A 26,113-nucleotide genomic window follows, 5' to 3' on the forward strand; every position below is an offset into this window, starting at 1 on the left:
TTATTTCTCTCCTTCTTGGATAATTGATAGTATTTCTGGGACGGTTTCAGCCGCCACTAAGCGATGTAATGATTCTTTTTTTGATAGAATTTTTGTCAGACTAGATAAGGCCCGTAAATGTGTTTCGTTATCTGAAGCAGCTAAACAAATAAAAAGGTGAATTTCATGCTTAGGATCTTCTAATAAATCGACACTTTTTTGGATTTTTAGTAATGACATGCCTAACTGATTAACGCCATCTTCTGGTCGCGCATGAGGCAATGCTACGTCTGGACAGATATGGATAAATGGCCCAAACGATTCGACTTTTTGAATCATTGCATCAATGTACTTTTCCGTAATACTGCCATTTTTTAATAACGGCTTGGCAGCTTCTGTAATTCCCGCTCGCCAGTCTGCAACTTCAGGCAGGACTTGGACTGTTTCTGTTGTTAATAATTCCGATAACATTGGACGCAGATCCTCCTCTTTTTCTAAAATTTTGTTCATTTTACGATGCAAGACACGATATAACTGCGCTTCTGTGACTCCTTTTTTTAAGGAAATGTAAGGTTTTAACGCATCTAAAATATCTTTAACATCTGGCATGGAAATACCTGGCAATAGCCAATCTGATTGAACTTGGTGCATCAATTGATTTTTCTCCAAAGAGCTCATAATGGGCTTGGTAAGATAAACCTTTTTGGCTGTTTCAATAGGGACCGTTGAGAAAATGATGTCATAGCTTTTTTCAGACACATTCTCTATTTCCCTCACCGCATTTGTTTCTTTAAATTCAATCATTGGAAATAGCCGACGCAATTCCGATTGCAAAATCAACGAAGAACTGATACCACTGGGACAAACAATTAGCGCTTTTAGCTTTTCTTGCCGCTGTTCATTTTTTTGGCCGAAAATTTCTCCACCAAATAATATGGTAAAAAAACCAATTTCCTCTGACGGGATTGAACGTTTCGTTAATTTTTCTAAAGGAGCTAACGCTTGTTCACAAAGATGATAAAGCGACCGATACGATTGTCGAATATCCTTGATTAAAACATTCGGCAAGTAAAAGCCATAGTTAATCCGAAAATAAGCAGGAACCAGATGATAATACACATTCATGAGCAATTCACGAGGCTGTTCAAATTGAACAACGGCCAACAATTCCATTTTCCGAATAATTTCACCAGAAATATCTAATAAAAACTCTAACTTCGTATCTCGCAATTCTCCTTGCAAGGCTGTCATTAAACAAATCGTGAAAAAAAGACTCTCAGTTTCTGCATTCGCCACTGGCCCAACTAAATCACTTAAAATACGACGACTGACGGGATAAGCGCGTAAGGACTGAATTAACTGGTTCTCAGGCCAGACGACTGTTTCATATTTGCCTAATCTTTTTTGAGAAAAAGCAAGAAAGTAACTAATTTCATCCAATCTGCTGGGTACCAGTTGAAGCTGCGCTTCCTGGACGGCTAATTGAATGCCGTCACGCATTTTTGCGTATTGGCTCATTTGATGCTGACTGAGCCAGCAAAATAAAGCAAAGGTGCCCGACTTTTGTTGTAAGAGGCGGGCAAGCCAATTTTTCCCGAAACGACGAATCCGAAATTCATCTCCTTCTAGGTAAAACCCTCGTTTTCGTTCGTAGGATAAAGCAATATTTTCAGTTGCTAGTTGGTGTCGTACTTTTTTGATGTCCGCTAAAATAGTACCTTTCGAAACATCTAAAAAATTTTGGTAATGATACACCGATAGTTCTTCGATTTCTGAATAAGTGAGTAAAAAAATGAGTGCTTGTCTTTCTGTTTCGCTATAAATCACTTGACGTTGTTGAAAAAGTTGTTTTCCCCATTCATTTGCGGAAAGGTTTGGAATACTGACGGTATTCTGTTGAACTTCTCCGCCTATTGTCGAAAGTTGCGTCACTAATTCTCGTTGCGAAAGATCGGTTATTTGTTGAGCCAAAGAGAGCGCAATTTTTTGCCCTGCATACTCGTCAAGGAGATAACTTATTTTATAATTCACAGCTGTGTCCTCCTCCTGTAATTATCATATAATGATAGCGCTTTATTTTCTATCTAAGTTGGGTACAAATGTCTACTGTACTTTTTTGATAAATTGTACCGTTCTTTATTTTAAAGTTAACAAAAACCCGTTGCAAGTTTCTTAAAAACTTACAACGGGTTGTCATTATGTTAATTGTGTTTGTAATGCGATATTCAGTAAGATGGCTATCGCTACCCAGCCGCCACACATCACCAGAAGCAGCCAACTAAACATTGATTGTTTTACTAAAGACTGCTTAGGCTTTGCTTGGTGAACAAAATTCATGCTACTTACTAAGAATAGTAAAAATAAAGCAAAACAAAGGACGGCCAAGCCAGCACAAATCCAAATCCACATCGTAATCTCCATCTATATTCCTCCTTCTACAATTGACTCTGTTTATAAAAACAGCACATTATTTTTCCTTTTTCCTTTTTTTATTCAAATAATAGAAACTTATTAGTACTACGAGTAAACATGCAATACCAAGGCTGTAAAGCCACGTGCTATTTCGTTCACCTGTCCTTGGTAAGGATGTCTGTGCAGCTGTGGGATTCGTCTTAGCAGTGGTTTTTCTGCTCACTTTGTCTTGTTGTTGTGACGTTTTTTTACCTTTATTAGTGACTGGTTGTTCTGTTGACTTAGTGCCACCTTTCGTTTTTAGAGGTGCCTTCCCTCCATAAAACGTCACACCGATATTCGTTTGTCCCGCTTCTTCTGCAAAGCTCTCAGAAGAAGCGGTCAGAATCGCAATGCTGACGGTTAAAAGTATTCCCAATGTCACCAGAAGTGATCCTTTACTTTTCGCTGTCATCATCGCGCACTCCTTGTCTATTTTTCAAGGCTGCCTGTTTTTCTTGTTGTAAATAGGCTTGTTGTTTTAGTATCGCTTTCTGTTGTGTAAAACGCCAAATAGCTAGAATTAGACTCACAATTGTTGCAGCTAACAATCCATAAAAAGCTTGATTCCACCAAGTCGGTAGGACCAATTTCACTACTGCTTCTTTGTTTAATTTCTTGGCTTCTTGACTACTGATGGTAAATTCTTGCTTAAACGGCCACACTTGTTGTTCATCTTCTTTCAAGACCGCTTCTCCTTCAAAAATATAGGTTCCTGGACGTACATCTTCTTTTCCAAAATCTAAGTGGAAGTTCATCGTTGAATTCGGTGCAAAACGAACACTTGGTAAAATCCGTTTGGCATATTCTTTCGTTTCGCCTTTTTTCGTTACTTTTCCTTCTAAACGTACTTCAGGAAAAATAGCGGATGTCGGATTCTGAATAACCGCTTGGACCGATTTATTTCCTAAAGCAATGGTCGGAACTAATTTAACTAATTGAAGAGTCTCTGCTAGATACATCGGTGTATCTTCTGACATTCGTAAAGCAATTGCTACATTAAATCCATATCGACTGGTTAAACCCGTTGATTTTCCTTTTTCTTCCTTTTCATCTTCTGCAAGCGAAGCATAAACACCACCCAAAACTAATCCTTGGAAACCATTCGCTGGAATTTCGACAGTCATTTTGGCTGTTACGGTTTTCTTAGCGGGAACTTTTACATGTTCCTCAGGTAATTTAATTAATGTTGTCAAGGGTACTTTTAAACTTGAATCTGGTTTTTTCTCAAAATCATTGTACACAATTAAACCATTGTCATTCGTCACAGCATTCGCCAAATTTAAATCAATCGTTAATTCTTCATTTGTTTTATTAATTAATGACAGTTCTACTTCTTGTTTCTGTCCTGGTTTCACAATGAGATCGTAGTAGGATTGCGTATTTTTCGCTTGATTCTCTGGAATATTGGGTTTAACTGTAAATTTTGTATTCATGTTGTCATCCGCTTCTTCTGCTTGTACAGCAGAAGGGATGCTTAATGCCATCACACAAATAAAAACTGTGACGATTAGCCAGCGCATTGTCTTCATTATTTGTTCCTCCTATGTATCGAAAAGGAGCCGTGCACCAGTGCGCAGCTCCTTTTCTAGTAATGCAGTATTCTCGTTAGTAACTGTTTATGGCGCAGCCACTAATGTCCAAGTTACGTTACCTGTATACGCACCATTTGTAATTTTTGAACTAGGTGTTGTAATGTTTAATTTTACATTTGATAATTCAGAATCCCATGTACCTTGACCTTTACCAACTGCTGCTGTAGCAATTGATACAGCTGCTCCACCTACTGGAATAGTTGTTCCAGCAAATTCAGGGCTTCCTGGGTCTGCTGCAAAGGCAGCCACATCACGTGAGTATGTTTTTGCTGTTTCATCGTATTTAGCTACCGCACCTGTTTGCGCAAAGGTAATTGAACCTTCTAAAGTAGCAGTACCATTTTTCATTTCAGCAACGCCTGCAGTAACTGACCAACCAGCTTGTGTTCCACGAACATCCCCGACCGCATAACGTTTTGTTTGTGTACCATTTGCATCTAATGAAATCGCTGATAAATCAGAACTAACTTCTGTCGAAGCAAATTTGAACTCTGTTGGAACATATAACAAATCAAAATTTGTATTCGAGCCTGGTTCTGGTTCTTGTGTGCTTCCGTCATCTCCATCACCATTACCACCTGGCAATGAACCACTTGTCATCTCTACGTTTGCTGGTGTTGTACCAGTCGTTGTTGCATGTGCTGCTGCAGGAGCGATGCTTGCCCCTAAAATTGCCGTTCCTGCAAATAAAGTTACCAATGTTTTTTTCTTCATTTTACTCTCTCCTTTATTATCTTGGTTGATTAATGAATAAAAAAGTGAAAAACTTTTCTATCTCAGTAGAACGTAAACTAAGTATAGCGAAAAAAAGACTACTTGTGATTTCAAATTTTAAACACCTCATGCAAAAAAAATGAATTTACTATAACATCACGGTTCCAACGACTTTTCGTGTCTTTGAAAACGTAATTTTCAAAAGAGATATTGTTTTTCCCCATTTATAAAGTGGTAATTTTATAAAAAAACAGCGAGAAAACGTCAAAACATTAGTAATGAACACTAACATTTTGACGTTTTCTCGCATTTATTAAATCAAAATTTCCTCAATATTTTAAAAAAAAATAGTGAAAACTAAAATTATATCGTTTTCATAGACAAAACGTACATTTTTTCTTACGAAAATTGATAATCACTCGCTGACTATTCTCTAATCAACGCTTGCGTTGTACAACGGAAAGAACCACCTAACATTCTAGAAACATGGTAATCAATTGCCTCAACTTTGATACCTTTTGCTTCTATTTGAGGAATTAAGGTTGTAAACGATTGGTCCGTTATATACGTTTCTTCGTTAAGCGGTAGACCATTTGTCACTAAATACGCTGCTTCTTCCAAAGTAACGTGAATTTTTCCCCAGTTTGCTAATTGCGCAGGAAGTCCATCCAAAAAGGCCTCTTCACAAACAATCATCAAGCCATCTCTCAACAAGCTTAACGCACAATCTAAGTGGAGAATATGCGGATGTAACCGAACCGGCACCACTTCATAACCAAAATGACCAATCATATTGGCTAACCACTGAATTCCTGCTAGGTTACTTGCCAAGCCGGAGTATCCCACAAAAATTGTTTTTCCTAGAACTAAAACATCGCCGCCTTCAATAAAGGGACCTGCTTCACTTAAAATGCCTTCAGAAGTGTCAGGTTGTGGCGCAGCAAAATAATAGCCTTCTGCTTCTTGTGTCCACTGCTGAATAATCGGACGAATTGGTAAAATTTCTTGTCGACGGTGTTGAAATCTTAAGTTTCCTTCTATTAAGAGATTGCCAATTGTAAAAAAAGGGTCTCGTGAAAAGAAGTTACTATATCCTACACCCAATTCCTTGCCATGTTCTTTTTCATAGGTTGTCAATAAACGTGGACGAAATACTTCTACGCCATAAGATTCTAATACTCCTTGCATGACTTCTTTTTCTTTTTCCCAACGCACTTGTTGTTCTGGTGCAAAGTCTGCTAAATCACGCCCTTCATTATTCTGTGTTAAACGGGCATTTTCCTCTGTTAAAAAAGTCGTATCCGCTTCATCAAATTTATCTGGTAAACAAAATTGCGATTGTGCTAAAACAACTGAACGCAACGGTGCAAATTCACTTTCAACATGCATTTTTTTCATTATTTGACCTCACTTTTATCTGGTTACCTTCATTATAACAGAGATAAATTTTTTATGCCTTCAATGAAGAAAAAGCAGAACTTCTATACGTTCTGCTTTTTCTTCATTTTGTTATTTACCAATACCTTTATCTTTAATCTCAGCTTTTTGCCCGGTGCCATCTACTAAGCCAAAAATAATCTTCGCTTGGTCTGTATTATCAATTTGTCCTGAAAAAGCTTCTGCTTGTGGGCCATAAGCATAGACATTTACATCTTCTCCTGTGTGTCCGCCAGTAGTCCAACCAGTATTCGAACGTTCATCAAAAATCTTTCTTAATGCCTGAGCGATTTTTTCAACATCTTTTGACTCCGCCGCTGTTTTCACTGCTTTCAATTCAGCCTCACTTAATTGAAAATCAATATACTCAGTCACTGTTTTTTCCACATTACCATTTTTAATGATTTCTTCTGCCATGAAATCAGGCGTGCGTTTTGCCGCATGTAAAGGCTCCGTCAACCAGTTGTATTGATCTCCTTTGCCTAAAGACAAGCCCCCTGTTGAATGATCTGCAGTTGTAACCACCAATGTTTCACCATCTTTTTTGGCAAAATCGATGGCCTTTTCAAACGCCGCTTCGAAGTCTTGCATTTCGCTCATCGCGCCAACAATATCATTGCTATGCCCGGCCCAATCAATTTGGCTACCTTCAACCATTAAAAAGAAGCCTTTTTCATTTTTATCTAACCGTTGAAGAGCCGCTTCTGTCATATCAGCTAATGAAGGAACTTCTTCCGTTCGGTCAATCATTTTAGGTAGCCCGCCTGGTGCAAACAAGCCTAAAATTTTGTCGTCTTGGTTCTCATTTAACGACTTTTTATCTGTGACATGACCATAACCCGCTTGGGAAAATTCTTTGACTAAATCACGATCTTTCCGCGCAAATAATTCGGAGCCGCCGCCAAGTAACACATCGACTTTGTGTTGTCCGTCGATTTGATCATCAAAATAGTCATCGGCGATTTCTGCCATATTTTTGCGTGAAACATTATGTGCGCCATATGCAGCAGGGGTTGCATGTGTTATTTCAGATGTTGCTACAAGCCCCGTTGATTTCCCCACTTTTTTCGCACGTTCCAGCACTGTTTCTGTTTTGGACTTGTCATTATCGAGTGCTATAGCATTATTATAGGTTTTTACTCCGGCAGCCATCGCTGTCGCTGCGGATGCTGAATCGGTGACATTCTCTTCTTCATCTTCTGGATAAGTGGCTTGCTGTCCGACTAAATAGGTATCAAAAGCTGTTTGGGGAACACGCTTGTCTGAGTGATTGGCTTTGAAATAGCGATAGCCCGTTGTATACGGATTCCCCATGCCATCTCCAATCATAAAAATAACATTTTTTACTGGTGCTTTTTCGGATTCAGTTGCCTTCGCTTCAGCAACCTCTGTTTGTTTTTCGCCGCTTTTCTGTTCAGATAAATTTGTACAACCCGCTAATGTTGTGAATGTTAATAAGGTAACCCCTAGCAAAGCTCTTTTCTTCATTTCCTTGTTTCCTCCTTCATATCTACCCATACATTGACTATAACAAGTCTTAGTTGATTTCTGATAAATAACAAGTAAACAAAGTGTTAAGTTGTTGTGTTGCTTCTGTTAAGTTCCTTATTTGTCGCGTCTTGCTGCTCTTTTTTCGGCCTCTTTGCGTAATTGTTTCTGCGCTTTTTTTGAGCCGCGTTCAATATCTTTGAGTTTCTTTCGTTCATGGAAATCTGTAAATAAACTTTCTAAATCATAGTCTTGCGGATATAGATCTTGTGCTTTCGCTTGTAATTTCAACCGTCTTCGTGGTACATTTTCAATTTTATCATTCACAAATACTTGGATTTCTTGTTCACCCTCATCTGTAAAAACCAACCCAATTTGTTGTGTTTCTGTCAATAGGACACGATCACCTTTTTGATAACGGTGTGTTTCTTCTACAAACGTGGCAAAGGTCGTTTCTTTTGCTTTCAGGGGTTTAAATAAACTTCGATTAGTAGGGTATTCTTTCCGCTGAATATAATGAGCCGCCTTTTCAATGAGCTGTGGCTCCATCTTCATTTTACGTGCAATCCAAAGCGCCTGACTATCGCCAACTTCACCAATTTTCAATTGATATTTGGGCGTTAATGTTTCACGATCGAAGGCCATTGCAGCGGGCACAAAATCATCATGTTCTTGGGCAAAACGTTTAATTTCACCATAATGGGTCGTCGCAACTGCCAAGGCACCCTTTTGATACATCGTTTCCATGATCGCAATCGCTAAGCCAGCTCCTTCGTTTGGCTCGGTGCCACTGCCAATTTCATCTAATAAAACAAGTGTGTGTCGCTTAACGTTACGCAACATTTCCGCAATATTTTTCATGTGCCCAGAAAAAGTGCTTAACGCATTTTCCAGATTTTGTTGATCACCAATATCGACAAAAATTTCATCTAATACTGGAATCTCTGTGCCCGCTTGTGCTGGAATTTGCAACCCAAATTGTGTCATGACAGTCAATAAGCCAACTGTTTTCAAGACAACCGTTTTACCACCAGCATTGGCACCTGTAATGACAAGTCCTCGATACTCTGCTCCTAAAGAAAACGTCAATGGTACTGCGTGCTCTAATAAAAGAGGGTGTTTTCCTTGAACAATGCGCAAGCGTTCTTCTTTGTTTACTTTTGGCGTAATCCCACCAATTTCGCGACTATACTTTCCTCGTGCAAAAATAATATCTAAGGTGGTCATTGTATCGACGGCTTGATCGACAAGTCGTTCTTGCTCATTAATTAACCCAGTTAGTTCTGCCAAAATTTGATATTCTTCCGCTGTTTCTTCCGCTTTTAAGAGTGTCAGTTGTTCATTTAATTTACTAATTGCTACAGGTTCAATAAAGACCGTTTGTCCTTTATTGGATTGCTCAATGACTGTGCCTGAAACCTTATTTTTATAGCTAGCTTTGATTGGTACCGTGTAATGTTCCCCTTTTTTCACCATCATATTTTCTTGAATATACAGTTGATTATTTTTATTGCGTAAAAATTTGGTGACTTTTGTTTCAATTTCTTGTTGGCATTCATTGATTTGACGCCGGATTTTCCGAAGTTGTCGAGAAGCATCGGTGGCAACTTTTTGGTTATGGATTTTCGTATAAATTTGTTCTTCGATTGCTCTGAAATCAGCTAAGTGCTGACTGTAACTAAATAGGCGTGGTGTTTGGTATTGATTTTTTTCAAAAAACTTCTGGATTCGCTGACTACTTCTTAAAAAGTCAGCCACCTCAATCAATTCGTTTGGTGTAAGGATTAAGCCTTTTTTCACTTGTTGAAGCAAGCGGGTAATTTGGCTCAAGCCCATGAAAGGGACGTGTTGTCCGCTATCAATAATTAAGCGGGCCTCGGTTGTTTCCGTTAAGCGGGACTGCACTGTTTCTAAACGTGTTGCAGGGACCATTTTCGCCAACCGTTCTTTACTATACTCGCCAATCGCACGTGCTTGAACTTCTTTAAGAATTGTTGTAAATTGTAATTTTTGAATGGTTTCATGATTCATTTGTTTTTTCTTCCTTTCTATCACGAAAAGAATACCTGGCGCCTTTAAATAAAAACCAGTTTCTATAGAAAAAAGAGGACAGCGTTCTACCGCTGTCCTCTTTATCATTGGATAAAGGTTACTAAAGAAACCTCTTCTAAAGGAGGTATTTAGTAAATGAGATGACTGACAGGTATCACTTTCTAAGCACACCAAATAAACCTTGCTTGGTTCACTGGTTATTCAACTTATCAATTAGATACCTACGACACTCACCAAAATACCCCACATTCATTTGTTGGTTTTTATTTATTCTCCACTTGAGAGTAGCAAATCTGGTGGAGAAAGTCAACTAAAGATTGGCCCTTTACTTATTCAATGTGTTTTTCATCATGGTTAGTAACGTTTTCACGTCTTCTGTTCTAGTGTCCCCTGTTTCTTGATCGATAATTGAGCTGTAAACATGAGGAATGATTTTTTTAACGCCCGCATCCACCGCAATTTGAACAATTTCTTCAAAGTTTTCTAAATCAATGCCCCCTGTTGGTTCTAAATAAAAGTCATACTTGGCACAAGCTGCTGCTACTGCTTGGTATTCTTCTTTGTGAGCCAAGCCTTTCATCGGGAAATATTTAATGGAACTGCCCCCCATGTCTTTCAACAATTTGATGGCGGTTTCGATAGGTACTTCCGCCGCTGGCGCACCAGAGCTTAACGGACCTGTCGCAATGTTGACATAGCCAACTTTGCCTGTGGGTGAAACCAAGCCATTAATCACTGTTTCGTCTTGACGAAGTAAGGCCCGCGAAGCGCCGACACCTGTGAAGACTTGATTCACGTGTTGCGGTTGTAGAACTTCTGATAAGCGAGCCACCATTTGACTTTGATTAGGATCGCCAGCCCCTAAGCCGACAGATAAAGCGTTGTTGGTTGCTGCTTGGTATTTTTTCATATCGTCAATGGCTGCTTCATCGGTTTCATAGTTTTTTGAAAGGACGCCTAACACAACATGCCCTTCTGCTGCTTCATAACAGGCTTGGGCATTTTCTACTGAATTGGCTAAGACGTTTAAACAAATGCGTTCTTCTAAATAATTAGGTTTTAATGACATGGCTTATTTCTCCTTTGTGTCCATAATTTCTTGTAATCGTTGCACGATTTTGTTCATTTCTTCTTGATTGACAGAACGAATGTCAAATTCAATGATGCCATTGTTGGCTTGATATTCTCGCGTATAAATAGCTGGACTTTCTGCTTTTAATGCTTGGATGACTTCCTTGGCGGTTTTTCTGCCGTTCACTTTGACACTGGCGCGATAAATGTCTCGGCCAGCGCCATCTTGGACGATTTTGGCGGTTAAATCTGGCAAGTTATTGATGGCTTCAACAAACGGTTTTAAGCGCTCTTGCATCGAAGCCCCTGATTCACTGCCATGTGCCAAGTATTCTTCCACTGCTTGCGTAAAGCCTAGGATATTGTCTTTGCCAATTTTCATTGCTCGACCAATGCCTTTGCCTTGTAGGCGCACCCAGTCAATGTATTCTTTTTTCCCGACCACTAAACCGGCACTTGGCCCTTCGATGGCTTTGGCGCCGCTGTAAATCACCAAATCAGCGCCTGCTTCAGTGTATTTGAAAATATCTTCTTCTGCTGCCGCGTCAACAATTAGCGGCACCTTGTGGCGTTGCGCCACTTTGGCCGCTTCGGCCACCGTCAGCATACTTTTTTGCACGGTATGATGGCTTTTGATGTATAGAATGGCCGCTGTTTTTTCGGAAATCATCATTTCCACGTGTTCTGGACTGCACATGTTGGCGTAGCCAGCTTCCACCACTTGGCCGCCGCCTTGCGCTACCATGACTTCTACAGGCGTGCCGTAGTCCACGTTGTGCCCTTTAGGTAAAACAATCTCTCGCTGTTCGATTTTTTCTGTATAGGGATGATATGCGTGGTACAAGCTGCCTTTTCCAATCAAGGCAGCCACCGATTGGGCAATCCCCGCCGAAGCCGAGGAAACGATTTGGGCATCTTCTACCTTCAACAAGTCGGCTAAAAAGGCCCCTGTTTGCACACTAAGTTCACTCATTTCAAAGAAATGTTCACCGCCGAATCGTTGAGCTGCTAGGACTGCCTCCGAAACTTTGGAGACACCTAGAATGGTCATTTTCCCAGAAGCATTAATGACTTCTTTTAAGTGGAATTTTTCGTAACTATTCATTATTTTCTCCTTTATAACAAACCAAAGAATGAAGTGACCAAACTAACTAAGACAATCGTGCCGATAATGATACCGTAACGTGGGCCTTTTTTTACCATGAAGAAATAAATAGCCATGACTGCTGCTAAAGGAAGCAACCCTTTCATAATTTGATCTAGGATATCTTGTAAAACAATCGTGGCACCGCCAGTAACTTTAAACGTCATCGGGCTAGCAATTTTAACATAACTCGCACTTAAAGCGCCCATCATCATCATTCCTAAAACATTTGCTGAATAAATGACTTGCTTAATTTTGCCGTCTTTTAACAAACTTAAGATTGAATTACGCCCTAATGTATAGGACTTATTCACTAACGTCCAACTGATGTATAACGTAATGGCTGTGTACAGAACCAACGGACCGATACTTCCAATCACGTTACCTCCTTTAGCCATTGGAATAAAAATGGAAATGATTAACGGCATTAATGCTGCCCAAATAATTGAATCGCCAATCCCAGCCAGCGGACCCATCAGCCCAGTTTTAATCGATGTGATCGCCGTATCAGAGATCGCTGCGCCATTGGATTTTTCTTCCTCCATAGCAATTGCAATCCCTTGAATTGAAGCCCCTACTGTTCCTTCAGTATTAAAAAAATTCAAATGACGTTTCAGAGCTTCTCTTTGTTGTTCTTCATCGTCTGCGTAAAGTTTTTTAATTGCAGGAATCATCGATGCACAAAAAACTAAACTTTGAAGACGTTCATAAGAATTTGATAATTCACAGCCTAGTTGATAAATCCAAAAGGCTTTGGATAATTCTTTTTTAGTAATTTTTTTCTGTTCCAATTGTTGTTCATTTGCTTGTGTCATTTGTTCCATTATGCTGCCTCCTCACTCAATGCCTTGTTTCTAACTAAAAAGGCAATACAGATTCCTAAAATAGCGACGGCCATAACTTCTGCGCCAAAATATACTACTGCAACAAAACCGATTAAAAAATAAGGAATCAAATTTTTCTTGCCAATTACCATAATTGTTAAGGCGAATCCTAACGCTGGTAAAATACCACCCATTACTTCAAAGCCGTGCATCAACCATGCTGGGATAACTTCTAAGACTTTATTCACCACAGATTGACCAAAAAAGTTCGCCGCAAAAACCAAAGGAAAGCGAATTAAAAATCCCGCTAAAGCTGGATAAACAAACGCAGCTCGGTAAATCCCCCCATAATTTAACTCTTCTGCATATTTATCAGCCATATGCACCCAAGTCGCATTGATGGTCCGCCGTAATTGATCCATAAAGACGCCTAACACACCAAAAGGAACAGCTAGTGCAACAGCCGCCTCGGCATTCATTCCCACACCTAAAGCAATCGGAATCGCGATTGCTGAAGCTAAAGCCGGATCACTAGGCACATTGCCACCCGGTGTGGAGGTGACTCCGAGATAAACAAGTTGAATCCCCGCCCCCACAACCATTGCTTCACTAAGTTTTCCTGTTGCTAAACCAGCCACCAACGCTGCGCCTAATGGCTGAGACAGCATGCCTGAAAATGTGTACCCAAAACGCAAACGTGCAAACCAATAATAAAGTCCCATAATAATTGAAACACCTAAAACGCCCATATGATTCTCTCCTTTTTCTCTGATTATAGTGATTGATATTTTTCAATTAATTTTTGAATTGGTAGGGGATTTTCTTCGGGAATCGCTTGGAAGAAAACATGGATGCCCTTCGTTAAAAGTTCAGTCAAAATTGCAACATCTTCTTCAGATAAATTGATATTTTTTAAAACATTTTTCCGATTTGGTCCGCCACCTAAGCCACCAACTTGAATCTCCTCTTTAATAATTTCTTGGTCCACCATCGCTTTTAAGGTCGTTAAATCTGGCACTAAAAATAACACCTTTTTCTCTTCCTTTTCTTGCGATTCCCAATATTCTTTGGCACTTTCAATCCCTTTAATTACTACAGAAACCCCTGGAGGCGCCGCCATTAAATAAATACTTTGTAAAAATTCATCTTGCTCTAGTTCATCACTCACTACCAAAATTTCATTTGCACCTGATTGTTGTAACCATTTAGTCACTACTTGTCCATGGATTAAACGACTATCGACTCTTGTTAATACGATTTTTGACATTCTGTTCACCTGTACTTTCTTATTTTGGAATTTCTAAAATTTGACAACTGTCTACTGCTGCTTGTTGAATCATTTCTGCGTCTTGTAAACGAAACCCAGGACCACTTTGTTTCATGACGGATTCTAATAATAACGATGTGCATAATCCGGACACAATCAGGAGGTCATAATCTTTTGATAAACGTAATGCAACGTTACTAGGTGTGCCGCCTTTAACATCTGTTAAAATTAGCAACTGGTTGTGCCACGTTAATTGGTCAATTTTTTCTGTGACTCGTTCTAAATAATCCCCCAGTGAATCCTCTGCTTGTAATGCAACTTCATGTACATTTGTGACTTCTCCAACAATCATCTGGACGCTTTTGACTAATTCCAAGCCCCAACCATTGTGTGTTAAAAGTAAAATTGGTTCATTTTCCATAAACAAACTCCTTTGCTAATTAATCATTTTATTAAAAGCAATAAGTGTGCCAACTTTCATTTTCGTTTGAATTAAGCCTTTTCAAAGAGCAATTCATAAATATAACGCACTTCCAAAGGTGGAATCAACAAATTATAGGACACTTCAATCGGTCGAAACGCCATTTTTATGACAGATACTGCTTCTGGCAACTCTCGGTATGACACTTCATAAGCTGTCGGGTCATATTCTGGATTCAATAATTGCCGCTCTAACATACAGGCACAATGAATGATAAAACGAAGTAAAATCTTTTCGTCACTTTTTATTTTGGTTTGCAAGCAAATGTCTGAATAAATCTTAGCTAATTCGATTGAAATGGTTGTAGGATTCAAAACCGTTAGTAAGTCTGTAATAGCTTCGATTGATAATCCTTGAATATATTTAGCTGAAACTTTTTTTAGTAACTCTTGGTTTTGTTTTTCTTCTAAATGATGGCCTAATAATTCGAAAACTAGCTGAATGCCCCGCTTCGATAGTAAATCTTGTAAAGAAATAAACGGAATATCTGGCACTTCTGTCTTTACGGTGCCAATGATACCAACGATTTTCTCTTCTTTCCGAACAAAAGAATGCAAACGATCAATGTCTTCCACTTCTCTTTTCTCTAAAGTAATGATGCGTACATTCGTTAGTAATTCATTAGGAAAAGTTTTTAGTAACAACTGTTCAATTTTAATAGCAGTCCCCATGCCAGTTAGACAGGAAATAATGAGAACTTTTGCCTCGTTGAAGCGACCTTTACTGCAAATCAAGGCGCGATGATTTTTTTCTTTTAAGACTGGTAATAGATACTCAAACGCCGTCGATTCATAAATGACTTCTCGGGCCACTTCTAGCAATGTTAAGAGATTGATATTGCTAATTAGCAGCACTTCCATTTGAAACGTTTGACTGATAGCATTACCAAAGTAAACCAAGGAACCGATGTCCACCATTAAAATAATTTTTTTATACTGATTTTGCTTTACAATTGTACGGACTTTTTCTAATGTTTCTTCCACGGATTGATTAATCGGCATATCAACTGCACGCATGACCGTTGTTGAAAACAGAAGGTTGGTGTACTCAACCATACTGCTGGCCGTCGCGGTACCATGAGCAACGACGATAACGCCACAGTTTTCTTCAACTGAGTGCGCTCTTTTTTTAGCTGTGACTTTACGAATAAATAGATCAAAAAAGAGGATTTCCGTATCAGCAAAAGAAATCCCAAACAATGTTTGTAGAAAGTCCACCATGGTCTTAGCAGCTTGATACTGGGTTACTTTGCCAGAATAGATATTTTTGGTATCTGAATAAAATGTTTCATTCATTTGTGCAGAATAAAAAACAGCAGAATAAAGGTGGACAATTAAAATATTCTGGAAATCCTCTGTCAATTTTTCTTGGATTAATTGTTCAAAAAAGACAATGGCTTCTTGAATTTTTGGCTGCAATGTTTCGTCAATGGCCTCTAAGGCTAGCGGTTCTTGAGCAAAAATGTCCATATCATAAAGTTGCTCGACTTTGTTTTGCATGATTGCTAGCGCATCCTCTGTCGAAAGAGTTAATTTTTTCAAATCCGCATATTCTTTCAATAGAAAATTATAAAAACGATCATTTTTCAGACTTTCCGATTTGAGTAACTCTTGACTGCTTAAATAAAAATGGTTGTATTGAATCGTGAGGCCATCGTTAGGTATCCACTCATTAAAAGCCAGCAGACTTTCTACATCAGGTTGCTCTTTGACTGTCCCCTCGTTTGCTTCAATGCAAATAGTTTCCGTTAATTGATCGAACACTTCTAAATAGGCTTGTGCGCTCATAAATTGAATCGCCGCTTTCAATTCGCCAACGTTGGCTTCAAAATGAGTAAACGTTAATTGTTTCAACGCCTCATAACGAATATGGATATTCTTTTGAATCCGTTGACTTTCTTCTAAGAAAAAGGACAAAATCAATTGAATTTTTTCTTTCATAGAGCGCTCGGCTAAAGCTGGAATGGCTAATGTCACAGGGATCCTTCTTAAAAACGTTTTCAAAAAATGTTGATTGACGGCTTCGGTTGTTGCAAAAATAAATTTTATCGATACATTTCTTTGTTTTTCGGCTTCGCCCATCCGTGTAAAATACCCTTTATCCAAAACTGTAAACAATTTTTCTTGGCCTTCGCTCGTTAATCGATGGACTTCATCTAAAAATAAAAAACCGCCATCTGCCAACTCCACTAAGCCTTTTTGGTCATTGACGGCACCAGTAAAACTGCCTTTTTTATAGCCAAACAGATGCGAAGTTAATAATTCTGGATTGTTGAAATATTCTGCACAATTAAAATAAATAAACGGGACTTCTTGGTTCATTTTAACTTGATAAAATTGGTGTAATTGTTCTGCAATTAAGGTTTTCCCCACCCCAGATTCTCCAGTAAGTAAAATATTCAAGCCATTAGGCGGATATAAAATAGCGGCTTTCAACTTCTTGATGGCGTCTGCTAAGCTCCCATCAAAACCAATTACGTTCGCAAATGGATTCATTTTCAGTAGCTGCTTTTTCTTATGTATCTGTTCTGCCTGTTGATAAATGTCCTCTTGCAGCGAAGCGAGGGAATCGTAGCACGTGCTACTTTTAAAAAAAGGAAACTGTTCCTCTAAGTAGTCTTTATCAAAAAATAACACTGGTCTAGATTTAACTTTAACGACTTGGTCTTTTCTCACTAATTCTGAAAGCTCTTCACTAACAGCGGTTCGGGTATAGCCAGAGGTCTGACTTAATTGCGAAGCCGTTGCGGGCAACAAGGTTGCTTTGCTACTTGGATTTTGTACGTGAAACTGTTTTAACGCTTGATGAATATTATCAATTCTCATAGTCTTTTCCCCATTTCTTTTTTGATCCAAAAGTTAATTTATTATACATTAAAACGGAAGCGGTTTCTTATTTACCATAAAAAAAATCAAGTCTTTAACCAAAAGATTAAAGACTTGATTTTTATTCTCCGTATTGTACAAGTTGTGTATTTTCACAATGAAAGTCCAAGAAATCTTGGATTTTTTTACCATTGAAGTAGTTATCAATGACTCGCATGACCGCATTGTGGCAAACAAATAGGTAAGTTTCCTCTGAAGCCAAGGCTTCCTCAATCAGGGGATAAATTCGACCCGCGACATCTAGGACTGATTCCCCTTCTGGAAACGGCAAGGAAATCTCAGAACGATTTTCTTGGAAAGCCGTTGTTTCAATCGGTTCACCATCATAAATGCCAAAATTCATCTCAATTAAACGAGGTTCTGTTTCAATCGTCAATTGATTTCGTTCCGCAATTTTACGGGCTGTTTCTTGCGCCCGTTTTAAAGGGGACGCCAGTAAACGGTCGATTTGAATTCCTTGTTTGGCAATTTTTTCAGCTACCAATTCCGCTTGTTGATAGCCTTTTTCGGTCAATTGCGCTTCCGCATGACCACAAATTCTACGGGCCACATTATAATCTGTTTCACCATGTCTCACTACGTACAGCATTTTTCCACCTCAGTTTTTTGTCTTGTGTCTATTTTATCTGAAATTTGGTCACAATAACACCCTATTTAGCGGTAACTTTTTGGTAATTTAAATTTGCCTTCTTGCTCAAACTGTTCACCTACTTGGAACAAGAGATCTTCACGTCCACGAGCAGCCAACAATTGAATACCTAAGGGTAACCCCGTTGCTGTCACATGTGTGGGCAAGCTGATGGCTGGTTGTCCTGTCAAGTTAGCTAGTTGAGTATACGGTGTTAGCTGTAAACTTTTATCAAAATAATCATAGATTAATTCAGCTAGCTCTGCTTCTGTTAATTCTGCTGCTTGCGCCATTCGTTGACGAATGTGCTCACTTTGCAAATCTTCGTTAATTTTTGGTGCTGAAAAAGCCGTTGTTGGGGATAAAAACAGATCAAATTTTTGAAAAAGTTCTTCCATCGTTACTGCTGCTTGATCCCACAACTGTAATGAATGAACATAGGTGGCTGCTGGAATCTTTTGGCCAAATTGATGCATGGTCCATGAAAAAGGTTCGATTTCTTCTTTACGAATTGGGCGCCCGAGCCCCTGTTGAATGCTATTCATCATCGCTGTAGTTTCTGCGCCGTTCATTTGATAATAGGAGCGAATCAGCGCTGCACCATCGACTGGATAAGGAATCTCAATGATTTCATGACCAGCTGCTGCCAGAAAATCAGCCGCTTGTTTCGCCGCTTGTGTTGCTTCTGGCGAAATCAGTGAGCCGATAGGCGAAGCGGTACACAGAGCAATTTTTAGCCGTTGTTTTTTAGGGTGTGTTTGCCATTCTGCCAAGGGCGCTTGGTAGGGGGCGCCACTGTGGCTACCACGTAGGCCATAAAATAATGCTTTGGTGTCTCTCATAGAAATAGTCAACGCAAAGTCAATCGAGGCACCTTGCCAGCCCCGCCAGCCTTCTGGGCCGACAGGCATGGAGCCACGGCTAGGTTTTAAGCCAATTAAGCCACTAAAAGAGGCGGGAATTCGGATGGAGCCACCGCCATCACTAGCGCCGACGATAGGTACAATCCCGCTAGCGACAACTGCGGCAGCGCCGCCACTGGAACCGCCTGGCGAATGTTCCAGGTTCCAAGGATTGCGGGCTGGCCCGTAAAGCGCAGGATCCGTAATATTTTTAAAGCCAAACTCTGGGGCGTTGGTTTGTCCTAAGGGCATCAAACCAATCGTTTCTGCTTGTTTGACAAAGTTAGAGGTCGTTGTTGCAGTACTATTTTTAAAAAGTTGCGAGCCGGCCGTTGCCGACCACCCCGCTTTTTCTTGGCCTAACATTTTCAAAGGAAATGGCAAACCAGCAAATAGTGTGTCCTGCTGTTTATTTTTTTGATAAGTTGCTTCTGCTTCTTGGCTGTCAAAGGTTACAAAGCCATTGATCTTTGGATTTAACTTTTGGACTTTTTTCTCAATATCCTTTAAGAGTTCTGTGTGACTTACTTTCTGTTCTTTTAATTGTTGTACCCAATATAGTCCGTCTTTCATACAGACCCACCTCCTATACTATTCCTTATTAGTATAGCATGGTTTTTAGGGGTCATCCTGTGATGGTGATTTTCATTCGTCAAGAGTTTCTTTATTTTAAGTAAATAATTCGCCAATGTAAGGAAGCAACTGCGGATGCAGTTTGTAGCCTTTATACCGTGTATTTTGGATACCTTGTTTTTTAAAGCCCCCTACTTGAATTTTTTTATTTAATTTTGTCAGCTGTTTGGTCATTTTTTTTCGATTATTGGCTGTTTCTTCTGTGTCATATATTAATTTACAAAGGCGTTCCATTGGTAAGTGTTCTTTTGGCGTACTATACAAGACAGCCAGTAGTGCACGTTCTGTGGCTGTTAGCTTTATTCCCTCTACATCTAACTTTTCATCTTCTCGTTGGATGGGTTTATTTAATTCTGCCAAAAGGAGATTTTCTCTTAATGTATCCAAAGTCGCATCCAATCGTAACCAATTGAGAATGCCATATTGATAGCTAATGCTCAATTCTTCCGAGGTAGGAATGTCTTCCGAGCGAAGAAACAACGGCGTTTTAACTCTGGCTAATTCCTTTAGATATAAATATTGTTCTTTGCGAGGAATCGTTTCGCTGAGAATGATGGCATCAAATTTTCGATAAAACAAATGACTTTCCTTAATTTCACCAATCAAACACGTCGTACAAAAAACTTGGTGATCTAAATGCTGTAAGCGGTTTTGAAAAGCAGTTTCTGATAAAATATTTTTTGTGATGACCATTATTTTCATTCTTGATTCCTCCTTAATTCTTTTTTAGTTCAAAATTTTCTCAATTTTCGTGTTTTGTTTTGATATATTTAGTATACTGGAAATTTTTCGAATTAAAATTTAGAAATTTACAAGCAAATCAGTCATTAACAGTCATTCCTATAATCCCTGATTTATAAAGGCTTTCTAATAGTCTTATTTAAAAAATATTTGTTATTTAATCCTCAACATGCTATTTTTTTAATTTTTTTCTTTTTTATTTAGCTAACAAACGTCAAAAGGTTAACATTAGCTACCAACCTTTTGACGTTTGTTAGCTATTTTCTCTTGAAATCTTTGGATTTTTTTCTACTTTCACTAAAAAAAACAGCCAAAAGTGGCTGTTTTTTTACTGTTTATATTTATTTCATAATATCGATTAAGTCTTTTTTTGAAGCTGCCGAGGCAGGGAAATAGCTAAATACAACCCCGATAAAGACAGAAATCCCAATGGCTAATGAAACGGTCATTAAATCTGGACGAACAGAAAACGGTAGTGCCATTGATGCTAAGTAGGCAATAATCATTCCTAAAAGATAACCAGTAATTCCGCCGATTAAGGTCAAGGCAATTCCTTCTGTTAAGAATTGCTTTTTAATATCACTGGCTGTCCCGCCCAATGCACGTCGGATACCAATTTCCTTAATCCGTTCTGAAACCGAAATGTACATCATATTCATAACGCCGACCCCAGCAATTACCAGTGAAATGGCCGCAATTGCGGAAATAAACAAGGTTAAATTATTTAATAAAGAGCCCATTTCTTTGATGGTATCTTTAACATTATATTCTTGATACGTCCCGCTGTTTTTCATGGTTCCTTGTTGAGAGAGAGTTTTTATTGTTTCTTTCAATACTTGATCTGGTTGATAGCCAGGTGCTACTGTTAGCTTCAACGTAGATGTATCTTTTAGCTTGCCGAAATAATGTTCATAGGTCTTTTTGGGAAAATAAAGCAATGAGTCATCATTACCTGGACCAATGGCACCGCTGGTATTGGTTGTCACGCCAACAATGGTAAAAAGTTGATCTTTATACGGAAAAGTTCTATTAACTGCTGCAGTTGGGTCTTGGTAGAGTTCTTTGGCAACCAGTTCATCCACCACCACTGTTTTATCCAGTTTTGCATTGTCTCCATCATTCAGTTGGCGTCCCGCCAACAATTCTTTGGTGGTTTTGTCGGCAAGTTCATAGGTTACAGAAAGATTTTTCGGTCCTGCTTGAAAATTCAGTGTACCTTTTTGGGCGCCATCAACTTCTCTTTGATCAAAATCAATTTTTTCTACGCCAGGAACCATGCGCACGACCCCTAAATCATTGTCGGTAAACATCGCTTGGTCACTAAACATATCCGAAGTGTTGTAGGCCGAAAAAGAAATCTTTTTCACATTTTCTTTTTGTTTTTCAGCAGATAATTTATCGACCATGTCTTCTTTAAAGCCGTTACCGATAGCCACGATGGTAATCACCGAAGCGATCCCGATGACAATCCCTAGCATCGTTAACAAGCTGCGTCGCTTATTTTTCAAAATGGAACGGAAGGCGGTTTTCCAAATAATTGAACGTTTCATGTCAGCACCTCCTCTAAAATCTTTCCATCACGAACTTTAATCAAACGATTGCAGTATTCAATTGTTTCTTCATCATGTGTCACTAAAATAATGGTGACACCTTCATTGTTTAATTGCTGAAAGAGCGTTAAAATTTCTTCCGATGTTTTACTATCTAAAGCCCCAGTTGGTTCATCTGCAATAATAAAACTTGGCCGATTGACAATCGCACGCGCAATAGCCACACGTTGTTGTTGTCCGCCCGAAAGCTGTTTTGGATGCTTCTTGCCTTTATCTGGCAAGCCGACTTTTGTCAGAACTTCGTGGACACGATCTTTGGCTTCTTTTGGGGTTAACCCACTATATAAAAGAGGTAATTCAATGTTTTCTTCAACTGTTAGTGTTTCAATTAAACTAAAATTCTGAAAGACAAAGCCGACTGCTTCATTTCTAATTCGGGATAGTTCCTTATCAGAAAAGTCGCCAATTTCACGGTCTTCAAATAAATACGTTCCTTCAAACTTTTTATCAATAAAGCCTAGCAAATTAATCAAAGTCGATTTCCCAGAACCAGAAGGACCCATAATCGCTAAAAATTCTCCAGCGTCTACTTGGAGGTTAATATCATCTAACACATGCAGTGTTTCTTCTTCGGAATAATAATATTTATGAATATGGGCTAGCTTAATCATTGGCAGCTACCTGAACATCTTGATTATCTTTTAATTCTTTATTGGGATTGGCAATCACTTGGTCTTTCCAATTCAAGCCACTTTTGACAACTTTACGACCTAAATTTGTTTCTGTTTCAATCGGTGTTTTTTTCGCTTTGCCCGCTTTGTAAACATAGACAAATTCTTTTTCGCCTTCTTTTTGGATTGCTGCTGTCGGTATAATCATTTGCTTTTGTGGCACAGCGATACTAGTAGACAAGCCTTCTGCCCAAGGAAAATCACCTTCTACTGTAAATTGATAACTCACTACTGGATTGCCTTCATTTTTAGCTATTGGGGTTTGCGCAATGGAAACAATTTTGCCTGGCGCTGATTTGCCTGAACCAACGGTCGTCACTGTTACTTCTTCCCCTGTCTGTAATTTATCGTAATCATATTCGGTTACTTTTCCTTGAATATTTTTCTTTTGTGTTGCAATTTTAATGACTGGTTTGTCGGTACTACTCATGGCACTAGCATCGACAGTGACTTGGCCATCAATTGGTGCTGTAACGACTGTGTTAACTTTGCCACGTGTTTGTTCAAGCGTGTTTGCTGCTCCGACGGCATCACTGTTGGCTAATTGAAGGGCTTGGTTAGCTTGGGCGACTTCACTATTCGCAGCACTAACGGCTTCATTCAATTGCTGAATTTCCGCATTTAGTGTTTCTTTCTCTTCAGCCTCTTTTGCGGTGTTTAATTTTTGCTTGGCTGCAGCAACTTTGTTTAACGCTTCATTGTATTTTTGAGTGGCTAAGTTAACGTTCTCTTGTGCTTGTTGAACTTGAAGATTGTTCCGATTAACGGCATTCGCTTGTTCTGTTTCTGTGGCTTGGATGTCTGAGTTATTGTACGTTAACAATGGACTATCTTTCTTGACTTCTTTACCATTTTCAACATTTATTTCGGCAATTTTTCCTAAAGAAGGATCAAAGAAAATATCCCGAGTATCTAGAAAACTCACTTGACCATCTAATTTTAATGAGGCCATTTCTGTAATGGTATACGTTGTGTATTCAGGTTCAACTTCTTTTGAAGAAAAAACTGTTTTTGCTCCGATAAATCCGACGACGACCACTGCGGCACCAATACCGAACCACACTTTTTTATTTCGCTTCTTCTGGCCTGACTTTTTCATTTATTTGTTCCTCCTTGATTTCTGTTGACGAGTTTGTCATTTTATTTAGTATATAATGAATAAAAAAACTGGTCCCTTCATCTTCCTATCATTCCTCTTACAGTTTTGACACATCTTTATCTAACAAAAAAACGTTTATCCTGTGTAAAAGGATAAACGTTTTTTGTTATTTTATTGTTCTAATTGACCCAACCAGCCAGATGTACCACCTAGAACATTGGTTACTTGATACCCTTGTTGACTGAGAAACGCACACGCTTGTGCGGAGCGCGATCCCATTTGACAAATCAGATAATAGGGTTGGTTTTTATCTAATTGCTGATAATTTTCGGTTAAAGTACTTAAAGGTAAGTTGATGGCCTGGGGGACATGCCCCAGTTGGTATTCCATTTCTTCTCGTACATCAATAATCGGTAATTTTTTTCGTTTTGCTTCCTGATAAAATTCAGGCATGCCAATCGTGTTATACATTTTCTAGTTCCTCCGGTTTTACCATTCGATATAGCGCAAAAGCACCATCTAAATTTTTGGCTGAGATGCCTGCTTGTTTTAGCATCCGTTCTGCAATATAACTACGCAAACCGCTGTGACAACTAACAATGTACTCCGTTGACTTGTCTAATTCCTCCAAACGTTCTCTTAACTCATTTAAAGGAATAGAGACAGCATTTTTAAATTGACCATTGGCTCGTTCGGCGGGATTACGGACATCTAATAAAACAGCCCCCTTAGCTAATTCATTGGATAACTCATGCCATTGAACGTTTTCACTCAATCCTTCTACAAGGTTCATCGCTGCATAACCTAACATGTTCACGGGATCTTTCGCTGAACCAAACGGCGGCGCATAGGTAAACTCTAATTCAGGCAAATCAAAAATAGTTAACTGTCCTTTAATAGCGGTCGCAAGAATATCAATCCGCTTATCTACGCCCTTTGCCCCAATTCCTTGTGCGCCATAAATTTCCCCTGTCGTAGGATGGAAAACTAATTTTAACTGAAGATCTGTTGCACCAGGATAATACCCCGCATGGTCTTTTCCACTGATATGCACAACAGCTGTTGTTAGTCCAGCAGCTTTAGCAGCTCGTTCGCTTAAACCAGTTGAAGCGGCGGTTAAATCAAAGACTCGCACAATGGCAGTCCCAATGCTCCCTTGATTTTTTCTCTCTAACCCAGCAATCACATCCGCTACTTGACGTCCTTGGCGATTGGCAGGAGAAGCTAAAGAAATCAGCGCATCTTCTTGAGTGATTTGTTGTTTCACTACAATAGCATCCCCAACCGCATAAATATCGGGTTGATTCGTTTGATAGTGTTCATCAACAACAATACCGCCACGTAAACCAGTTGCTACACCTGCTTCAACTGCTAAGGTATTTTCTGGTTGGACACCCACCGACAAAATGGTTAAATCAGAAGCTAATGTTTGACCGTCTTCTAAGCGAATCACTTGCCCTTCTTCTTCAAAAGCAACCGCGGATTGTCCCGTAATTACTTGAACATTGTTTTTGCTTAATTCAGTTTTGACAAAAGCGGCCATTTCTTCGTCTAATGGCGGTAAAACATGGGGTGCCTTTTCCACGAGAGTGACTTCTAATCCGCGTTTTTGCAAGTTTTCTGCCATTTCCAAGCCAATGAAGCCTGCGCCAATCACGACGGCTCGTTTTGTTTCTGGTGTCAAGGCTGTCATAATTTGATCTAAATCAGGAACATTTCTTAATGAAAAAACATTTTTGGCTTCTGCCAATCCTGTAATTGGTGGCACAAAAGGTTTCGCCCCTGGTGATAAAATTAATTTGTCATAGTGTTCTGTTAAAATTTCTGTTTCATGTTTCACTGTGATCACTTTTTCTATTGGATCAATCGCCACCACTTCATGGTGAGGACGAACATCTAAATTAAACCGTGCCTTTAACGCTTCGGGTGTTTGAACAAGCAGTTGCTCTCTTTCTGCGATTTCGCCAGAAACGTAGTAAGGCAAACCACAGTTTGCAAATGAAACAAAAGGGCCTTTTTCCATGACAACAATTTCAGCATCTTCCATTAAGCGACGTAAACGTGTCGCTGCTGACATACCACCAGCCACGCCTCCGATAATTACAATTTTCATTTATTTTCCTCCTTTAATTTGACCAGACCATTGGGACATCCCGCCACGAACGTTAATCACGTGATAGTTTTTTCTCGCTAAAATTTTGGCCGCATTTTTACTGCGCATGCCGGACTGGCAAATCACATAGACCTCGTTAGCGGGTTTGTTGTAGGCGGGAATTTTGTTAAGTGGGACATTAATCGCTTGTGGAATATGCCCTGCTCGGTATTCGCTAGGTGTTCGGACATCTAATAACGTTATCTCTTTAGATAAACGTGACTGCAATTCCTTTGTTGAAATACTTGGCGTTTTTTTAAACAATTGAAATAACATCTTTTTCTCCTTC

At 39.2% G+C, this 26,113-nt stretch carries 24 protein-coding genes; all 24 read right to left on the reverse strand.

Translation table 11 applies throughout. The annotated features are described in order from the left end of the window. Positions 1–2,010 (reverse strand): BglG family transcription antiterminator, encoded by a 2,010-nt coding sequence (locus IGK96_RS11820; protein ID WP_010713778.1) that lies wholly within the window; start codon positions 2,008–2,010, stop codon positions 1–3. Positions 2,011–2,175: 165 nt separating this feature from the next. Then, complete coding sequence (locus IGK96_RS11825; RefSeq protein ID WP_002415869.1) at positions 2,176–2,400, reverse strand: hypothetical protein; 225 nt, start codon at positions 2,398–2,400, stop codon at positions 2,176–2,178. 46 nt (positions 2,401–2,446) lie between these two features. Beyond that, positions 2,447–2,848 (reverse strand): LPXTG cell wall anchor domain-containing protein, encoded by a 402-nt coding sequence (locus IGK96_RS11830; protein ID WP_016616802.1) that lies wholly within the window; start codon positions 2,846–2,848, stop codon positions 2,447–2,449. Beyond that, on the reverse strand, positions 2,829–3,962 hold the full coding sequence (locus IGK96_RS11835) for a DUF916 and DUF3324 domain-containing protein (protein ID WP_010707083.1): 1,134 nt from the start codon (positions 3,960–3,962) through the stop codon (positions 2,829–2,831). Before IGK96_RS11835 ends, IGK96_RS11830 begins: the two co-directional genes overlap by 20 nt. 87 nt (positions 3,963–4,049) lie before the next feature. Beyond that, positions 4,050–4,739 carry a WxL domain-containing protein gene (locus tag IGK96_RS11840; protein ID WP_010713776.1) on the reverse strand — a complete coding sequence of 230 codons (690 nt, stop codon included), beginning with the start codon at positions 4,737–4,739 and terminating at the stop codon, positions 4,050–4,052. A gap of 426 nt (positions 4,740–5,165) precedes the next feature. After that, on the reverse strand, positions 5,166–6,137 hold the full coding sequence (locus tag IGK96_RS11845; RefSeq protein WP_010707081.1) for a dimethylarginine dimethylaminohydrolase family protein: 972 nt from the start codon (positions 6,135–6,137) through the stop codon (positions 5,166–5,168). 111 nt (positions 6,138–6,248) lie between these two features. After that, positions 6,249–7,694, reverse strand: a complete 1,446-nt coding sequence (locus IGK96_RS11850; protein WP_002381148.1) for an alkaline phosphatase — start codon at positions 7,692–7,694, stop codon at positions 6,249–6,251. An 87-nt stretch (positions 7,695–7,781) separates the two neighbouring features. Beyond that, positions 7,782–9,695 (reverse strand): endonuclease MutS2, encoded by a 1,914-nt coding sequence (locus IGK96_RS11855; protein WP_407080526.1) that lies wholly within the window; start codon positions 9,693–9,695, stop codon positions 7,782–7,784. A 346-nt stretch (positions 9,696–10,041) separates the two neighbouring features. Continuing rightward, entirely contained in the window at positions 10,042–10,785 is a 744-nt protein-coding gene (dagF, locus tag IGK96_RS11860; protein ID WP_002361094.1) for a 2-dehydro-3-deoxy-phosphogluconate aldolase, read from the reverse strand. A gap of 3 nt (positions 10,786–10,788) precedes the next feature. Further along, a complete protein-coding gene (locus IGK96_RS11865; protein WP_162783221.1) occupies positions 10,789–11,895 on the reverse strand; it encodes a DgaE family pyridoxal phosphate-dependent ammonia lyase in 1,107 nt (368 codons plus the stop codon). An 8-nt stretch (positions 11,896–11,903) separates the two neighbouring features. After that, positions 11,904–12,755 carry a PTS system mannose/fructose/sorbose family transporter subunit IID gene (locus IGK96_RS11870; RefSeq protein ID WP_002359140.1) on the reverse strand — a complete coding sequence of 284 codons (852 nt, stop codon included), beginning with the start codon at positions 12,753–12,755 and terminating at the stop codon, positions 11,904–11,906. Next, on the reverse strand, positions 12,755–13,504 hold the full coding sequence (locus tag IGK96_RS11875; protein ID WP_002355079.1) for a PTS mannose/fructose/sorbose/N-acetylgalactosamine transporter subunit IIC: 750 nt from the start codon (positions 13,502–13,504) through the stop codon (positions 12,755–12,757). Before IGK96_RS11875 ends, IGK96_RS11870 begins: the two co-directional genes overlap by 1 nt. A 23-nt stretch (positions 13,505–13,527) precedes the next feature. Then, positions 13,528–14,022: a PTS system mannose/fructose/N-acetylgalactosamine-transporter subunit IIB gene (locus tag IGK96_RS11880; protein ID WP_002355078.1), complete on the reverse strand. Its 495-nt coding sequence runs from the start codon at positions 14,020–14,022 to the stop codon at positions 13,528–13,530. 19 nt (positions 14,023–14,041) lie between these two features. Further along, a complete protein-coding gene (locus IGK96_RS11885; RefSeq protein WP_002365282.1) occupies positions 14,042–14,443 on the reverse strand; it encodes a PTS sugar transporter subunit IIA in 402 nt (133 codons plus the stop codon). Positions 14,444–14,514: 71 nt separating this feature from the next. Next, positions 14,515–17,328 (reverse strand): sigma 54-interacting transcriptional regulator, encoded by a 2,814-nt coding sequence (locus tag IGK96_RS11890; protein ID WP_071646808.1) that lies wholly within the window; start codon positions 17,326–17,328, stop codon positions 14,515–14,517. A gap of 121 nt (positions 17,329–17,449) precedes the next feature. Then, entirely contained in the window at positions 17,450–17,977 is a 528-nt protein-coding gene (locus IGK96_RS11895; protein ID WP_002359138.1) for a histidine phosphatase family protein, read from the reverse strand. A 65-nt stretch (positions 17,978–18,042) separates the two neighbouring features. Beyond that, entirely contained in the window at positions 18,043–19,491 is a 1,449-nt protein-coding gene (locus IGK96_RS11900) for an amidase (RefSeq protein ID WP_085443308.1), read from the reverse strand. Positions 19,492–19,587: 96 nt separating this feature from the next. Continuing rightward, positions 19,588–20,253 (reverse strand): helix-turn-helix domain-containing protein, encoded by a 666-nt coding sequence (locus IGK96_RS11905; RefSeq protein ID WP_010713768.1) that lies wholly within the window; start codon positions 20,251–20,253, stop codon positions 19,588–19,590. 380 nt (positions 20,254–20,633) lie between these two features. Next, positions 20,634–21,842, reverse strand: coding sequence for an ABC transporter permease (locus IGK96_RS11910; RefSeq protein ID WP_010820273.1), 1,209 nt, complete (start codon positions 21,840–21,842; stop codon positions 20,634–20,636). After that, positions 21,839–22,513, reverse strand: coding sequence for an ABC transporter ATP-binding protein (locus IGK96_RS11915; protein ID WP_002365285.1), 675 nt, complete (start codon positions 22,511–22,513; stop codon positions 21,839–21,841). Before IGK96_RS11915 ends, IGK96_RS11910 begins: the two co-directional genes overlap by 4 nt. Continuing rightward, positions 22,506–23,672 carry an efflux RND transporter periplasmic adaptor subunit gene (locus IGK96_RS11920; protein WP_002361088.1) on the reverse strand — a complete coding sequence of 389 codons (1,167 nt, stop codon included), beginning with the start codon at positions 23,670–23,672 and terminating at the stop codon, positions 22,506–22,508. Before IGK96_RS11920 ends, IGK96_RS11915 begins: the two co-directional genes overlap by 8 nt. A 171-nt stretch (positions 23,673–23,843) precedes the next feature. Further along, positions 23,844–24,143 carry a rhodanese-like domain-containing protein gene (locus IGK96_RS11925; RefSeq protein ID WP_002355066.1) on the reverse strand — a complete coding sequence of 100 codons (300 nt, stop codon included), beginning with the start codon at positions 24,141–24,143 and terminating at the stop codon, positions 23,844–23,846. After that, on the reverse strand, positions 24,136–25,785 hold the full coding sequence (locus IGK96_RS11930) for an FAD-dependent oxidoreductase (protein WP_016616573.1): 1,650 nt from the start codon (positions 25,783–25,785) through the stop codon (positions 24,136–24,138). Before IGK96_RS11930 ends, IGK96_RS11925 begins: the two co-directional genes overlap by 8 nt. After that, on the reverse strand, positions 25,786–26,100 hold the full coding sequence (locus IGK96_RS11935) for a rhodanese-like domain-containing protein (RefSeq protein WP_010776140.1): 315 nt from the start codon (positions 26,098–26,100) through the stop codon (positions 25,786–25,788). Positions 26,101–26,113 lie beyond the last annotated feature (13 nt).

The sequence above is a fragment of the Enterococcus sp. DIV0682 genome (assembly GCF_051712685.1).
GTDB lineage: Bacteria > Bacillota > Bacilli > Lactobacillales > Enterococcaceae > Enterococcus > Enterococcus faecalis.